This window comes from Methylobacterium brachiatum (assembly GCF_900113845.1).
Classification (GTDB): Bacteria; Pseudomonadota; Alphaproteobacteria; order Rhizobiales; family Beijerinckiaceae; genus Methylobacterium; species Methylobacterium brachiatum.
The window spans coordinates 215741-229893 of sequence record NZ_FOQW01000012.1 but is presented as its reverse complement, the minus strand read 5'-3'; the positions used below and the strand labels follow the sequence as shown (position 1 = coordinate 229893).

Sequence of the window (14153 nt, the reverse complement as noted above, 5' to 3'; positions counted from 1 at the left end):
AACCAGAGGGCACGTTCCCACGCGTTACTCACCCGTCCGCCGCTGACCCCGAAGGGCCCGCTCGACTTGCATGTGTTAAGCCTGCCGCCAGCGTTCGCTCTGAGCCAGGATCAAACTCTCACGTTGAAGAGATTGATCAAAGCTGATCACTACATCTTGACGAAGGCTCACATTGATCCGGGCGTTTCCACCCGAACCGTGTGAGCTTCCAAAAAGCGTATGACAGCTCGCATCCTCTTGACGACCCGGCTCACGCCGGGCCCGCAAGGACGAGCGCCGTCCACGCTTCTCTTTCTCGTATTCACTTGTCAAAGAGCGGAACTGACCTTCGTCAGTACCTTGAAGAGACCAGTAAACCACCGGGCTGCCCCGGTCAAGTCCTGCTGAGATCTTCAGAAAGTCCGTCCAACCGGCTCGCCGTTGCTTCGGCACCGCGTCGGGAGGCGCCGTATAGGACGCCCCGCATTCCTATGTCAACAACCCTTTTGCCGGCATCTCACGGGAATCGCCGCGGCGCATCCCTGCATGTGCGGCGCCGTTCTTCACGCCGCCCCGCAATCGGTCCGCGGCTTCCGATGGCCAGGGCCGGCGACGTGGGCTGAAGCGTCGTGTCCCTTTGCAGCCGGGAAGGTGCGGGGCTTTGCGGCGCATTTCCCCTCTTCGGGATGTGCGCGCTCACTGTCTGGCAGCCTGGTCAGATTGGCTTCCAGAGAATCCCGAGCGCCCGGTCGTCCGCGCGACTGGCTGTCGGCCGCCTCCAACGTGGGCGACGTGGATTAGGCTTACGTCTCCGCCATCGCACAGATTGACGAAGCTCAAGCAAAAGATAGGATGATCCTATTTTTCGCACCCGAGCGGCGGCCATGGGTCATTCATCGGTCCGATCTGTCAGCGCAGAACCCTGCATCGCGGCCGATCCGTCGGCTGTCTTCCGATGACCGGCCACGCCGCACGCTCCGCGATGCGCGCCTCCGCCCTGGTGCGAAGCGCCGGCGACCGCCTTTGTGCGACCGACATCCTCACGCCCCGCACTCGTCACGTCGCGCGATCGACGGCAGCCGCGATCCTCGCCCTCGGGATCGCGTTCGGCCTGCAACTCGAGACGCCTTACTCGGCGGCCTCCTCGGTGCTGCTGGTGGCGAACGCGAACCCGGGAGCGGTTTTCGCCAAGGGTGGCTGGCGCCTCGCCGGCACGGTGGTCGGCGCGGCGGCGGCGCTCGCCCTGATGAGCCTGTTCATCCAGGCTCCCGCCCTGTTCATCCTCGGCTTCGCGCTCTGGCTCGGCCTCTGTACCGGCGCGGCCACGCTGCTCCGCCACTTCCGGGGGTCGGGCGCGGCGGTGGCCGGTTACACGGTCGGCCTCGCCACGTATGGCGCGTTGGAGGCGCCCGAGCGGGCTCTGGATGCCGTGCTCGGCCGGACCGCCACCGTCGCTGTCGGCGTAGCCTGCCTCGGGTTGGTGACGGCCCTGCTTAGCAGGCGTGCCACCCGCGCCACGCTGGATCAGGCGCTGATCGGGCAGTTCGGCACGATCGCCGGCATCGCCCTGGAGCGGCTGCGGCACGGCGGCCAGCCGCATGCGCTGCCTGCCGCGGCGCAGATTGCCAGCCTCTTCGCGGTCGACGACCTGCTGGAACTGAGCCGTGCCGAGTCCCGGGACATGGCAGGGCGTGACGCCGCGGTTCGTGACATCGTCGCCGCCCTGTTCGGGGCATTGCTGGGCACGCTGGACCTCGGCGATCCCGATCCACGGGCGCCCGAGGATCTCGTCGCGGCACGGAGGGACGTGGTCACCGAATTGCCGCGGATCCTGTCCGCACTGGAGGCCCGGTGCTGCGATGAGGCGGTCGAACGGATCACCGCGCTGAGCCAAGCGCTGCAGGCGCGGATCGACCGCGCCGAAGCCGCCGATGCCGGAACCCCCGCCCCGTTGATCGGCCTCGACCGGCTCCTGGCATTCGCCGAGGATTACAGGTCGGCGCTGTCCGGAATGGCAGGGCTGTCCGGTGGCCGCCCGGTGCCGGCGAGATCATTCCGGTTCCATCGGGATTGGGGGGCCGCGACGGAGAACGGCCTGCGTTCCGCGTTGGCGATCCTGCTCGCGGGCGCCTTCGGGATCGCGACCGGCTGGACCGACTGGTCGCTCCTGCTGCTGATCCTCGCACCCTACGCGGTCCTGCTCGCCATGACCGGCAACCCGGCCGCGAGCGCCGGCGCGTTCGTCAACGGTACGATCGTGGCCGTGCCGGCGGCGTTCGTCTGCGCCTTCGGCCTGATCCCGAACGTGCAAGGCTTTCCTCTGCTGATCGCCGTGCTCGCGCCGTTCTGGATGGCGGGCCTCTACGCCACCACCCTGCCCCGCCACATGCTGTCCGGGCTGGCCTTCCTGGTCGCGTTCAACACGCTCGTCGGCGCCACCAACCCGATGGTGTTCAGTGTGCCGGCCTTCCTGAACCAGGCGTTCGGCTGGATCGCGGCGGTCCTCGTGACGCGTCTGACCTTTCAGCTGCTCCTGCCGCACGATCCGCGCCGGCAGGCCCGTCGGATCCACGCGGCTCTGCGCCGCGACGCGCTGGCACTGCTCCATGCGGACCCACCGGACCATCGGCATGTCTGGGCGCATCTTCAGCATCACCGCCTGGCCCGCATCGCGCTGAGCCTCAGAGGCGACCCCGCCGCAGCGGCGATCCTGGCGGACGGGATCGCATGGCTGCGTCTCGGTCGCGCCGCAATCCGAGCCCGCGCCGCGGCCCAGCACCCCGCCGCATCCGCCCTCCTCCGCACCCCGATCGGGCAGGCCTTGGCCGACGCCGCCCGGTCGCCGCGACAGGCGCGCGCCACCCTCGCGGCGGCCGCCGACATCGCCACGCGCGCGAGCGCAAATTCTCGCGCATGGCCCGCGGCCCATCGGGTCGCCGCCGGCCTCACCGACATGGTGGCGCTGCTCGAAGCCCATCCGGACTGGTCGTTCGACCGGCACTGGAGCCCCCCATGCTGAGCGAGGTCGCGATCGGCGGCGTCTACCTGCCGCCCATCCTCGTCTACCTCGCCGCGGCGATCCCGGTCTTCATGGGGCTCCGTGCCGTCCTGGACCGGGCCGGGCTGCTGTGCATCGCCTGGCACCCCGCGCTGCTCGAATTCGCGGTGCTCCTCGCGACGGTGGCACTGCTCCTCCTCTTCGTCTGAGTGCCGCCATGACGGTCCTGAAGCGCCTGCTCCGCCCCTTGCTGACCCTGGCCATCGTCGCCGCTACGGCGATGCTGCTCACGGCCCTGTGGCGGGTCTACATGCTGGCACCTTGGACGCGCGACGGGCGGGTCAGCGCCGAGGTCGTGCGGGTCACCCCCGAGGTTTCGGGTACGGTCGTCGACGTGCGCGTCGCCGACAACCAGTTCGTCCGGCGGGGCGATATCCTCTACGTCATCGACCCACACCGCTTCCGGCTGGCGCTCGACACGGCGCAGGCCGTGGTCCTGGCCAAGCGCGAGGATGCGGCGCTCAAAACCGCGACAGCGCGGCGGCGCAGCCAGTTGAGCCCCGGTGTCGTCGCCTCAGAGACGATCGAGCAGGCAAACGCTACGGCGGCGATCGCGCGGGCGGATTACGATGCGGCGATCGCGGCCGCCCACGTCGCTGAGCTCGACCTCGATCGCACGACGGTCCGGGCACCGTTGGATGGCTACGTCACCAACCTCCGGATGCGGCCGGGCGATTATGCGACGGCCGGCCTGACCCGGGTCTCGATCATCGATGCCGAGGGATTCTGGATCACCGCGTATTTCGAGGAAACCAAGCTGTCCCGGATCGCCGTCGGCGCCCGCGCCCAGATCCGCCTGATGGGCTTCGAGCCGCCCATCTCCGGACATGTGGAAAGCATCGGACACGGTATCGCCGACGCCAACGATGTCCCGGACCATCTGGGCCTACCGAGCGTCAATCCGGTCTTCGCCTGGGTGCGGCTGGCGCAGCGCATCCCCGTCCGGATCCACATCGACAGCGTGCCCCCGGGCGTGACGCTCGCGGCGGGCACCACGTGCAGCGTGGCCGTCGGCGAGGCGGCTGCGGGGTACCGCCTGCTGTCGCGGCTGGATTTCTGGCCGTGACGCCGCCTTGGCGCTGAGACACCGCGCATCGGCGAACCTGATTGATGCCGAAGCGCAACCGCAACCCCTGTCCCGCATGCGGGGCTTGCTCTGTTGATGCAGCTTTCGTTCTCTTGAAAGCCTGATCCGTTCGCCATAAAGAACGCGCTCGCAAGCCGGCCGGTCACGCGCGCCGGTGCAATTCCGGCACAGGAAGGACGAGCCGATGCCAGAGGGACTCGATGCCCGCACGATCGCGGCGACCAACGGTGTGGCCCAGGATACGTCCTTCGGCGCCGTGATCGCGCCGATCCACCTGTCGACGACCTTCAAGTTCCCGGCCTTCGAGCAGCCCGGCCCCTACGATTACTCCCGGCTCGGCAACCCGACCCGCGACCAGCTCGCCGACACGATCGCCAAGCTCGAGGGCGGCGCCCGGGCCGTCATGGTGTCGAGCGGCATGGCGGCGCTCGACCTCGCCCTGTCGAGCCTCTGTCCCGGCGACCTGCTGGTGGCGCCCCATGATTGCTACGGCGGGACGCACCGGCTGCTCAGCCTGCGCGGCGCCCGCGGGCAGTACCGCGTGATCTTCGTCGACCAGACCGACGAGGCCGCGCTCGCCGCGGCGCTCGCCCAAAAACCCAAGGTCGTGCTGGTCGAGACGCCGAGCAATCCGCTGATGCGGGTGGTGGATGTCCGGCGCGTCACCGGTCAGGCCAAGGCGGTCGGCGCCCTGGCGGTGGTCGACAACACCTTCCTGTCGCCGGCGCTGCAGCAGCCGATCGCCCTCGGGGCGGATCTCGTCGTCCACTCCACCACGAAGTTCCTCAACGGCCATTCGGACGTGATCGGCGGGGCCGTGATCGCCGCCGAGGCCGCGGTCGGCGACGAGTTGGCCGCCTGGGCCAACACGATCGGGGTGACGGGCTCGCCGCTCGACGCCTACCTGACCCTGCGCGGCATCCGCACCCTGTTCGTCCGGGTGGAGCGCCAGCAGCAGAATGCCGGGCAGCTCGCGGCCTTCCTCGACGCGCATCCTGCGGTGAGCCGCGTCCACTATCCCGGCCTGGAATCCCATCCGGGCCACGCCATCGCCAAGGCGCAGCAGGCCGGGTTCGGCGCCATGCTAAGCTTCGAGCTGGTCGGCGGCCGCGCCGCCGTGAAGACCCTGGTGGAGAATCTGCAGGTGTTCACGCTGGCCGAGTCGCTGGGCGGCGTCGAGAGCCTGATCGCCCATCCGCCGACCATGACGCATGCGGCGATGGATCCCGAGGCGCGCGCCATCGCGGGCATCACCGACGGGCTGCTGCGCCTGTCGATCGGCCTCGAGGCCGTGGACGATCTCCTGGCCGACCTGTCCCGCGGCCTGGAGGCGGTCACGCGCGGCTGAGCCGGCGGCTCACTCCTCCTCGACCACGCTGAACCCGGACTCGTCCTCGACCACCCGGTACCGGGACAGCCGCAGGGTCTGCGACCGCTCGGCCGCCTCGTCCCGGCATTTCAGGACGTGGGCGATCCGGTTGACCACCTGCAGGTTCGGCACACCCCAGTAGCCGAGCAGCTCCGGCCAGGGCGCGTCGCGGTGCTCGCGCCAGACCCGGTAGAGCGGCACGGCGTGGTCGACCTCGGCGGTGCGCAGCAGCCGCTTGCCCGACGCGTTGCAGCGATGCCCCTGATGGCGCTTCAGCACCCGGACCTGCTCATGCGGGGCGATCCAGAACTTCCAGGCGGCGACACAGGCCGCGTGCCAGGCGGCCTTGCCGTTCGGCACGCCCTGCCCCCAAAGGTCGCGGTGCCAGCCGAACCGGTAGACCGGCTGGCCGCAGATGCAGCAGGCGCCGCGGCCGCGGGCGAAGGCCGGCTCGCGGAACGGGGCGGGTGGAATCCGGAAGCTCGCCGGGCGGCCGCCGGCGCCGCCCTCGCCGAGCTGCCAGGTCCAGCCCTCCGGCGTCCCGGAGCGCGCCGCCAGCGCCCGGGCCAGCCGGTCGGCCCGCAGGATGTGGTTGCGCCAGTAGCTCTCCACCGCCAGCCGCGGGGTCGGCGGGATCAGGGGCCGCGTCAGGGCGTGGTGCAGGACCGGGGCCGGGAAAATCGCCGGCAGCGCCCGTTCCAGCCGGGCCCGGGCCTTGGCGTTCTTCAGGTCGCGCCAGCTGGATGTCGTGATCGAGACCGTCATGTCGGGCCGTGCTAGAGCCGTTCCCGATCGCGTTGCAATCGGGCTCGCCTCTAAATCCTTCATATGACGCGCTCGCTTAGGCCGAACCGGTCTCCACTTCGGCGGCGTGCGCTCTAGCGCGCGACGCGGGGGAGGCGACGGCATCCTGGCCATAGGTTCGGGCGAGCAGGCTTAAGAAAGTGTTTCCCGTGAAACATCGCCGCATCCGCATGCGGCCGCGCCCTGTCGATGCCTACAGATCGACCGACATCGATAGGAGGTAGGTGCGCGGTCCGCCCTGGAAGAACGTCCCGAACGAGGCGACCCCGGTCCAGTAGCGCGTCCCCGTCGCGTTCAGCACGTTGGCCCGGAACGTCGTCCGGCGCCCGTCGATCACGGTGGCGTAGCGCAGGCCGAGGTCGAGCCGCGCCCAGTCCGGCAGCGCCTGGGTGTTGGCGAGGTCGATGAATTGCCGCCCGGTATAGATGACCGCCCCGTCGACCGTCAGGCCCGGCAGCCCGGGCAGGTCCCATTCGGCGCCGAGATTGAGCTGCACGTCCGGCACCCCGACCGGCACGTGGCCGAGATTGGCGGCGGTGGCCGTCCGGGTCAGGACGCCGTCGAGCAGGCTGAGCCCGCCCAGCACCCGCAGCTCCGGGGTGATCTCGCCGTAGACGCTGAACTCGAGCCCGCTGATCCGCTGCTCGCCGGTCTGGGCGAAGCTCCGGGTGACGGGGTTCGCCTCGCCATTCGGCCTGGTGATCCGGAAGGCGCTGAACGTCGCGCCGATCCGGCCGAGATCGAGCTTCACGCCGGCCTCGATTTGGTGCGCCACGTAGGGTGCCAGGATCGCGCCGGCATTGCTCGCCGCCAGCGGGGCGACGTCGCCGCGGCTCAGCCCCTCGATGGAGTTGGCGTAGAGCGAGACGGCGTCCCAGGGCCGGATCACCAGGCCGACCACCGGGGTGGTCGCGCTCTTGTCGTAGGCGGAACTCAGCGTGCCGACATTGGCCAGGTAATTGTGCGCCTCGACCCGCTGCCGGCGCACGCCCACCGTCAGCAGGATATGCTCGTCGAGGGCCGAGAGCGTGTCGGCCACCGAGATTCCCGACAGCGTGCTGTCGGACAGGCGCGGCCGCCCGGCGGTGATCGGCGGGGGGATGTAGGCGGCCAGACGCGGCGCGTAGATGTTCGACAGGTAGGCGCCGCGCCCGGCGGGGAATTGGCGGGCCGTATCCTCGTCGTAGGTCGAGGCCTGCACCACGAGCGCGTGGTGGATGACACCGGTGTCGAACCGGGCCCGGGCGCCGCCATCGACGGTCGAGCGAGCGATGCCCATCGCGTAGAATTGCGGCGTGCTGGTCGTATCGCCGCGGGCATTGAGGATCGTCGGCGCGGACTGGAAGTAGCGCTGGACCTCCGTCTGCGCGCCGCCGGCATCGGCGAACAGCGTGACCGCGTCGGTGAGGTCGTATTCCAGCCGCAGCAGGGCGCCGCGGTCGTCGATATCGGAATATTCCCAGCTTTGGGTCAGGTTGAGGCGTCCGTCCGGCGCCCGCGGGACCGGTACGCCGGCCCTGAGCTGGAACGGGCGCAGGGGCGCGTCGAAACGGTCATTCTGCGCCAGCAGGTAGAGCCAGCCCCGGAAACGGTCACCCTGGTAGTCGAGGGCGAGCGCCCCGACGCCGGTCGTCTCGGATTGGCGCGCGAACGGCGTGTCGCCGCCATGCAGGCTGCCGACGACGCGCGCCCCCCATTCCCGGCCCGGGCCGAAGCGGCGCGCGACGTCGAGCTGGCCGCCGCCCCGGGCGACCGAGCCGTAATCCAGGGTCAAGCGGGTCAGGTCCTCGCCGGCGCGCTTGGGGACGACGTTGACGACGCCGCCGACCGCGCCGTTCGGCGAGACGCCAGAGAGTGCCGCGGAGGGGCCCTTCAGCACCTCGATCCGCTCGGCATAGTCGGTGAAGACGCGAAAGCTCGGCGCGACGCCGTAGATGCCGTCGAACGCGATCTCGCCGCTCGTCCCCTCGCCGGACGGGAAGCCGCGGATGGAGAAGGAATCGAACGGCGCCCCGGTGGTCTGGGTGGCGCGCACCGACGGGTCGCGGCTCAGGGCCTCGGACACGGTGCGGGCCTGCTGGTCGCGCACGAACGTGTCGGTGTAGCTGGTGATGCTGAACGGCGATTTCTTCGCCTCGGTGTTGCCGAGCAGGCCGACGCGCCCGCCCTGCGCGACCTGACCGCCGGCATAGGCCGGCACGATCCCGCGCGCCGCGCCGGTGCTCTCCACCGAGAGCTCCTCGAGCTGGACGGTCGATCCGGGGCGCCCGTCCTCGGCCCGTGCCGTGCCGGCGGTGACCAGGATCAGGACACCGGCGCTCAGGATCGCAGGGGAGCCGCCAAACAGCGGCACGTACCGGCCCGAACGCATCATACCCATGGGAAACGACTCGCTGTCTCGGCGCCGAGCCGATCACGGGCGGCGTTTCATCCCGCGTGAAGCAAGTCAACGACAAACTGTAAGACAATCGTGGTTTTATGTTGTAATAATTATAGTTCTGAAGGCAAAAACAGACACTACGACTTGATACGAATGACCAATCTTGCGGAAGCACACGACAGTCCAATTTTTTAACTGAACGACATGACGAGACTCACAGCCAGCGCCCGTCGAAGTCTGAGCATTGCATCCTCCTCCCCGCACCCAGCGGTGCAAAGCGGGATCGGGCATGCGACGCGCCAAAGAAGTCTTCATGCCTTTCCGGCCAGCGTCAGGCGGCCTGGCCTTTCGCCCGAGCCGGCCCGCTTCGCCCCGGGGAGACATAGATGCGTCCGTATCCGCCCAAGCCCGCGCGCCCGGCCGGGATCTTGATCCTCGCCGCATTCTGGGCGTGCGCGCTCCCGTCCGCAGGCGCGCGGGCCGACCAGCCCTCGGCCAAGCTGTGCCAGGACGCGACCTCGACGCCCGAGACCCAGACCTGTCTGCACCAGGCGCTGGAAGCCGCCGACGCGAAGCTCAATGCGGCCTATAGGAAGGCCCTGTCGATCATCGACCAGGACGACCGCCCGGAGGACGCGAAGGCGGCCTGGAAGGCCCAGTTCGCAACGGCCCAGCGCGCCTGGATCGCCTTCCGGGACGCCGATTGCGGCGATCTCACCTTCAGCGAGTGGAACAACGGCAGCGGCACCACCGGCGCGCTGTATGCCTGCCAATACGACAAGACCGTCCAGCGGACCGAGGATATCCTGAGCCGGTACCCGCTCGATTGAGGCGCCGTTCCTGTCCGCGAGCCGAAATGACAGCGCGGAGGTTTCGGGGTTCGCACGACGCCCGCCCCGTCCGGGCAACCGCCCTCACGCTGAGCCGCCGGGTGATGCGTTTGGTCCGACCCTTGAATGCGCGGAGCCGTCGCGCTTGCGAGGGACCCGGATGATCGTCGACCTGAACTGCGACATGGGCGAGGGGTTTGGCGTCTATCGCCTGGGCGACGATGCCGGGATGCTGGCGATCGCCAGCTCGGCCAACATCGCCTGCGGGTTCCACGCCGGCGACCCGCTGGTCATGCACGAGACCCTGACGCTCGCCGCCCGGGCCGGCGTCCAGGCGGGGGCGCATCCGGGCTTCCTCGATCTCTGGGGCTTCGGGCGGCGCCCGATCCACGGCGAGCGCCCGGCGGATGTCGAGAAGGCCGTGCTCTACCAGGTCGGCGCCCTGCTGGCGCTCGCGCAGGATGCCGGCTGCCCGGTCCGGCACGTGAAGACCCACGGGGCGCTGGGCAACATCGCCAACGCGGATGCGAACCTCGCCCTGGCGGTGGCCCGGGCGATTCGCACCCTCGACCGCGACCTGATCTTCGTGGTGATGCCCGGCCTCGAGACCGAGCGGGCGGGCGAGCGGCTCGGCCTGCCCCTGGCCCGGGAGATCTACGCCGACCGCGCCTATGCCGAGACCGGCAACCTGGTGTCGCGCAAGCTGCCGGGGGCGGTGCTGCACGATCCCGTGGAGGCGGCCGAGCGCGTCGTGCGGATGATCGAGGACGGCGCGATCCTCTGCCTGTCCGGGCGGCGCATCCCGGCCCGGATCGACAGCATCTGCGTCCACGGCGACACCCACGGGGCCGTCACGATGGCCGCGCAGCTGCGCGCCGACCTCGCCGACCGGGGGATCGCGGTCAGGCCCATGGCCGAAGTGATCGGCGCCTGAGCGCATCGATTCCCGAGCCGGTTTCGGCCGCGATCCCGGGCGATGTCATGCAAACGTCGCAGATGGGCCAGAAAGCCACTCGCTGCTTGCAAGGCTGAGAGGGGCTCCATGGATTTCCACCGTCGCTTCACGGTTCTGATGTGCGCTCCCGCCTTCGATCCGGACGACCTGGAGGGCGCGCGCGTCGCCCAGATCGTGGCGGCGGTGGAGAATCGCGGCTTCGAGGTGGTGCGGGCGCGGCGTGTCGAGGACGCGGCCATCGCGGTGCAGACCGATGCCGCCATCGGCTGCATGGTGGTCGACTGGGGCAAGCGCGGCCTCGACGGCAAGGCCGCCGCGCTCATCGACATGATGCGCAAGCGCGGCCTGGAGATGCCGATCGTCATCATGGTCCGCCGCAAGCGGCTCGAGGACATCCCGGTCGAGCTCCTGGACTTCATCGACGGCTACATCTTCCTGGCGGAAGAGACCCCCGAATTCATCGCCCGCGGCCTGGTCAGCCGGGTGACGCAATATGCCGAGACCCTGAAGACGCCGTTCTTCGGCGCCCTCGTGGACTACGCCGAGAAGGGCAACCAGCTCTGGACCTGCCCGGGCCATAACGGCGGCATTTTCTACAACCGCTCGCCGATCGGCCGGATCTTCGTCGAGCATCTCGGCGAGGCGATCTTCCGCGACGACCTCGACAATTCGGTGCTCGATCTGGGCGACCTGCTGACCCACGAGGGTCCGGCCCTCAAGGCCCAGAAGGAGGCCGCCCGGATCTTCGGGGCGGAGAAGACCTATTTCGTCCTCAACGGCACCTCGGCCTCCAACAAGATCGTGCTGTCCTCGCTGGTGGCCGAGGACGACCTCGTCCTGTTCGACCGCAACAACCACAAGGCGGCCCATCACGGCGCCCTGTTCCTGGGCGGCGGCATCCCGATCTTCCTGGAGACCGACCGGAACGCCTTCGGGCTGATCGGCCCGATCTACCACGAGGCCCTGGACGAGACCCGGATCCGCGAGAAGATCCGGACCAACCCGCTGGTGACCGATCCCGAGGCCTGGCGCCGGGAGCGGCCGTTCCGGGTCGCGGTGATCGAGCAATGCACCTACGACGGCACGATCTACGACGCGCAGGAGATCCTGGAGCGGATCGGCCACCTCTGCGACTACATCCTGTTCGACGAGGCCTGGGCGGGCTTCATGAAGTTCCACCCGCTCTTCGCCCGCCGCTTCGCCATGGGGCTCACCGGGCTCGACGAGACCTCGCCCGGCATCGTCGCCACGCAATCGACCCACAAGCAGCTCGCGAGCTTCTCCCAGGCGTCGCAGATCCACACCCGCGACGGCCATATCCGCGGCCAGACCCGGCGCGTGGAGCACAAGCGCCTCAACGAGAGCTTCCTGGTCCACGCCTCGACCTCGCCGTTCTATCCCCTGTTCGCCTCCCTCGATGTCGGCGCCCAGATGATGAAGGGCCGCTCGGGCATGATCCTGTGGGACGACACGATCCGGCTCGGGATCGAGTGGCGCAAGAAGGTCCGGGCGATCCGGCGGGAATTCGAGGAGAACGAGGCCGATCCGCTGCGGCGCTGGTTCTTCGACCCGTTCGTGCCGGACCGGGTGACCGGCCCGGACGGCGCCGAGATCGCCTGGGAGCGGGTGCCCACCGATGCGCTCGCATCCGAGCCGCGCTACTGGGAGCTCACCCCGGGGGCGGCCTGGCACGGCTTCAGCCACGTGGCGCCGGGCTACGCGATCACCGACCCGAACAAGCTGACGGTGCTCACCCCGGGCTTCGACCGGGCCACGGGGGCCTATGCCGATCACGGCGTGCCGGCCCCGATCGTCGCGCAGTACCTGCGCGAGAACCGGATCGTGGCCGAGAAGAACGACCTGAACTCGCTGCTCTTCCTGCTGACGCCGGGCGTCGAATCCTCCAAGGCCGGGACCCTGATCTCGGGGCTCGTCGCCTTCAAGCGGCTCCACGACGACAACGTGCCGCTCGAGGAGGCCATGCCGGAATTCGTCAACCGCCGGCCCAACCGCTACCGCGGGGTGCGCCTGCGCGACCTCTGCGCCGAGTTCCACGCCTTCCACCGGGAGGCCGGCACCTCCGCGCTCCAGCGCCGGCAATTCGCCCCCGAGCACCTGCCCGAGATGGTGATGGCGCCCAAGAAGGCCGCCCAGATGCTGACCCGCAACAAGGTCGACTACGTGCCGATCGCCGAGGCCGAGGGGCGCATCGCCACGACCCTGATGCTGGTCTACCCGCCGGGCATCGGCACCGTGCTGCCGGGCGAGCGCCTGGACGACCGCGCCAAGCCGATGCTCGACTATTTCAAGATGTTCGAGGCCTCCGCCAACCTGTTCCCGGGCTTCGAGGCCGAGATCCAGGGCGTCTACCGCGAGGTCGATCCGGACGGGCGGATCCGCTTCCACACCTACGTCGTGCGGGACGGCGCCTGATGGAGATCGAGCCCGAGGCGGGCGCCCCAGTCCCGGCGCATCCGAGCCCGGACATCATCATCCGCGCCTCCTCGGACGCGGATGTCGAGGCCATGGTGGCGATCTACGAGCATCATATCGGCAAGGGCGTCGGCAACGTCGCCGATTTCGACGACGAGGCGCGCCTGCTGCCCGACGACCTGAAGCGGCGGCGCAAGACCATGCGCAAGAAGCGCCTGCCCCACCTCGTCGCCGAGCGCAGCGGCCAGGTGGCGGGCTACGCCTACGCGGTGCCGTTCCGGAAGCGACCGGCCTATCGCTACACCCTCAAGCACTCGATCTACGTGCATCCCGACCACCTCCATGCCGGGATCGGGCGGCGCCTCCTGCCGGCGCTGATCGAGGCCTGCGCGGCCGGCGGCTACCGGCAGATGATCGGCTACATCGACGCCGAGAACCAGGCGTCCCTGCGCCTCCACGAGACCTGCGGCTTCGTCCGCGTCGGCTACCTGAAGGCGGTAGGCTTCAAATACGGGCGCTGGTCGGACAGCGTGATGGTGCAGCGGGCCCTGGGCACCGGCTCCGAGGACCAGCCGGGGACGTAGAAGCGCGTTCCGGGCCGCCCGTGACCTTGTCCGTGACCGTCATCGACGGTCGTAGCGCCGGCGGAGTTCGGCGGTGCGCTCCACGGTATGGGCGATGAGGCAGGCCGACATCGCCGGGCCGGCTCCCGTGCCGCTCCCCCATTCGGAAAAGGTGAGATCCCCGCAATCGGCGTCGCGGAAACGCAGCCAGGCCTGCTGCGCCTGTTTGAGGCGCGCGCGCCATGTCCGGCCTTCGGCGTCGTCGCCGATCGAGGCCAGGGCCCGGGCATAGGTCGCGTTGAGGTCTCTGTCGGCAACCTGCTGAGCGGGCTCCAGGCAATACGCGATCCCAGAGCTGGTGGCCTCGGCGCAGAGCGCATCGACCTGGCCGGCGGCCTTCCCGTAGGCCCTGGACAGGCTGCGGGCCGCGCCCTCGCCGTAGCGGTTCATGCAGGCCGTCGGCTCGTCCGTGTCGCAGGTTCCGGGCGCCGGCGGGGCCGCCACGGCCGGAGGAGCGACGCTCACGGTCGCGATGACACCGGCCCACGCCCCCAAAAGGGCGCCGAGAACGTGCTTGCTCATGACGACGTCCAACCAGACTTTGCGGGGGATCCTGCGCCTGGGCGCATGGCCGGGGCGATCGTACGGATCGGCGGCGCCGCGCTCAGGGTGATGATCGGGATCGCGGGCCGTGC

11 protein-coding genes and 1 rRNA gene are annotated in these 14153 nt (G+C 69.6%); 8 read left to right on the top strand and 4 right to left on the bottom strand.

Annotated elements, in window-relative coordinates; genetic code table 11:
* A 16S ribosomal RNA gene (locus BMZ47_RS17645) occupies positions 1-126 on the bottom strand; the annotation flags it as partial.
* A gap of 808 nt (positions 127-934) precedes the next feature.
* Here BMZ47_RS17645 and BMZ47_RS17640 point away from each other — a divergent pair.
* From BMZ47_RS17640 to metB, 4 genes are all read left to right on the top strand, one after another.
* Positions 935-2998: an FUSC family protein gene (locus tag BMZ47_RS17640; RefSeq protein WP_091863599.1), complete on the top strand. Its 2064-nt coding sequence runs from the start codon at positions 935-937 to the stop codon at positions 2996-2998.
* On the top strand, positions 2992-3186 hold the full coding sequence (locus tag BMZ47_RS17635) for a DUF1656 domain-containing protein (protein WP_091863598.1): 195 nt from the start codon (positions 2992-2994) through the stop codon (positions 3184-3186). Before BMZ47_RS17640 ends, BMZ47_RS17635 begins: the two co-directional genes overlap by 7 nt.
* A gap of 8 nt (positions 3187-3194) precedes the next feature.
* Complete coding sequence (locus tag BMZ47_RS17630) at positions 3195-4103, top strand: efflux RND transporter periplasmic adaptor subunit (RefSeq protein ID WP_091863597.1); 909 nt, start codon at positions 3195-3197, stop codon at positions 4101-4103.
* 205 nt (positions 4104-4308) lie between these two features.
* On the top strand, positions 4309-5472 hold the full coding sequence (gene metB / locus BMZ47_RS17625) for a cystathionine gamma-synthase (protein ID WP_091863596.1): 1164 nt from the start codon (positions 4309-4311) through the stop codon (positions 5470-5472).
* Positions 5473-5481: 9 nt separating this feature from the next.
* Here the strand turns inward: metB and BMZ47_RS17620 are convergent, their stop codons facing one another.
* Complete coding sequence (locus BMZ47_RS17620; RefSeq protein ID WP_244536852.1) at positions 5482-6258, bottom strand: hypothetical protein; 777 nt, start codon at positions 6256-6258, stop codon at positions 5482-5484.
* Between the two features lie 232 nt (positions 6259-6490).
* Positions 6491-8677 (bottom strand): TonB-dependent receptor, encoded by a 2187-nt coding sequence (locus tag BMZ47_RS17615; protein WP_208601067.1) that lies wholly within the window; start codon positions 8675-8677, stop codon positions 6491-6493.
* 386 nt (positions 8678-9063) lie between these two features.
* Here BMZ47_RS17615 and BMZ47_RS17610 point away from each other — a divergent pair, with 386 nt between their 5' ends.
* From BMZ47_RS17610 to BMZ47_RS17595, 4 genes are all read left to right on the top strand, one after another.
* Positions 9064-9507, top strand: a complete 444-nt coding sequence (locus BMZ47_RS17610) for a lysozyme inhibitor LprI family protein (RefSeq protein WP_091863595.1) — start codon at positions 9064-9066, stop codon at positions 9505-9507.
* 160 nt (positions 9508-9667) lie between these two features.
* Positions 9668-10441 carry a LamB/YcsF family protein gene (locus BMZ47_RS17605; RefSeq protein ID WP_091863594.1) on the top strand — a complete coding sequence of 258 codons (774 nt, stop codon included), beginning with the start codon at positions 9668-9670 and terminating at the stop codon, positions 10439-10441.
* Positions 10442-10549: 108 nt separating this feature from the next.
* Entirely contained in the window at positions 10550-12895 is a 2346-nt protein-coding gene (locus BMZ47_RS17600) for an Orn/Lys/Arg family decarboxylase (RefSeq protein WP_091863593.1), read from the top strand.
* Positions 12895-13479: a GNAT family N-acetyltransferase gene (locus BMZ47_RS17595; protein WP_091863592.1), complete on the top strand. Its 585-nt coding sequence runs from the start codon at positions 12895-12897 to the stop codon at positions 13477-13479. The genes BMZ47_RS17600 and BMZ47_RS17595 overlap by 1 nt, the downstream gene beginning before the upstream one ends.
* A gap of 39 nt (positions 13480-13518) precedes the next feature.
* On the opposite strand, the gene BMZ47_RS17590 is transcribed toward BMZ47_RS17595, so the two are convergent.
* A complete protein-coding gene (locus BMZ47_RS17590; RefSeq protein WP_091863591.1) occupies positions 13519-14040 on the bottom strand; it encodes a lysozyme inhibitor LprI family protein in 522 nt (173 codons plus the stop codon).
* Positions 14041-14153: the final 113 nt, after the last annotated feature.

Excerpts from the sequence above, each read along its gene's own strand:
- BMZ47_RS17640 (WP_091863599.1), top strand. The coding sequence starts at position 935 with ATGACCGGCCACGCCGCACGCTCCGCGATGCGCGCCTCCGCCCTGGTG.
- BMZ47_RS17635 (WP_091863598.1), top strand. The coding sequence starts at position 2,992 with ATGCTGAGCGAGGTCGCGATCGGCGGCGTCTACCTGCCGCCCATCCTC.
- BMZ47_RS17630 (WP_091863597.1), top strand. The coding sequence starts at position 3,195 with ATGACGGTCCTGAAGCGCCTGCTCCGCCCCTTGCTGACCCTGGCCATC.
- metB (WP_091863596.1), top strand. The coding sequence starts at position 4,309 with ATGCCAGAGGGACTCGATGCCCGCACGATCGCGGCGACCAACGGTGTG.
- BMZ47_RS17620 (WP_244536852.1), bottom strand. The coding sequence starts at position 6,258 with ATGACGGTCTCGATCACGACATCCAGCTGGCGCGACCTGAAGAACGCC.
- BMZ47_RS17615 (WP_208601067.1), bottom strand. The coding sequence starts at position 8,677 with ATGGGTATGATGCGTTCGGGCCGGTACGTGCCGCTGTTTGGCGGCTCC.
- BMZ47_RS17610 (WP_091863595.1), top strand. The coding sequence starts at position 9,064 with ATGCGTCCGTATCCGCCCAAGCCCGCGCGCCCGGCCGGGATCTTGATC.
- BMZ47_RS17605 (WP_091863594.1), top strand. The coding sequence starts at position 9,668 with ATGATCGTCGACCTGAACTGCGACATGGGCGAGGGGTTTGGCGTCTAT.
- BMZ47_RS17600 (WP_091863593.1), top strand. The coding sequence starts at position 10,550 with ATGGATTTCCACCGTCGCTTCACGGTTCTGATGTGCGCTCCCGCCTTC.
- BMZ47_RS17595 (WP_091863592.1), top strand. The coding sequence starts at position 12,895 with ATGGAGATCGAGCCCGAGGCGGGCGCCCCAGTCCCGGCGCATCCGAGC.
- BMZ47_RS17590 (WP_091863591.1), bottom strand. The coding sequence starts at position 14,040 with ATGAGCAAGCACGTTCTCGGCGCCCTTTTGGGGGCGTGGGCCGGTGTC.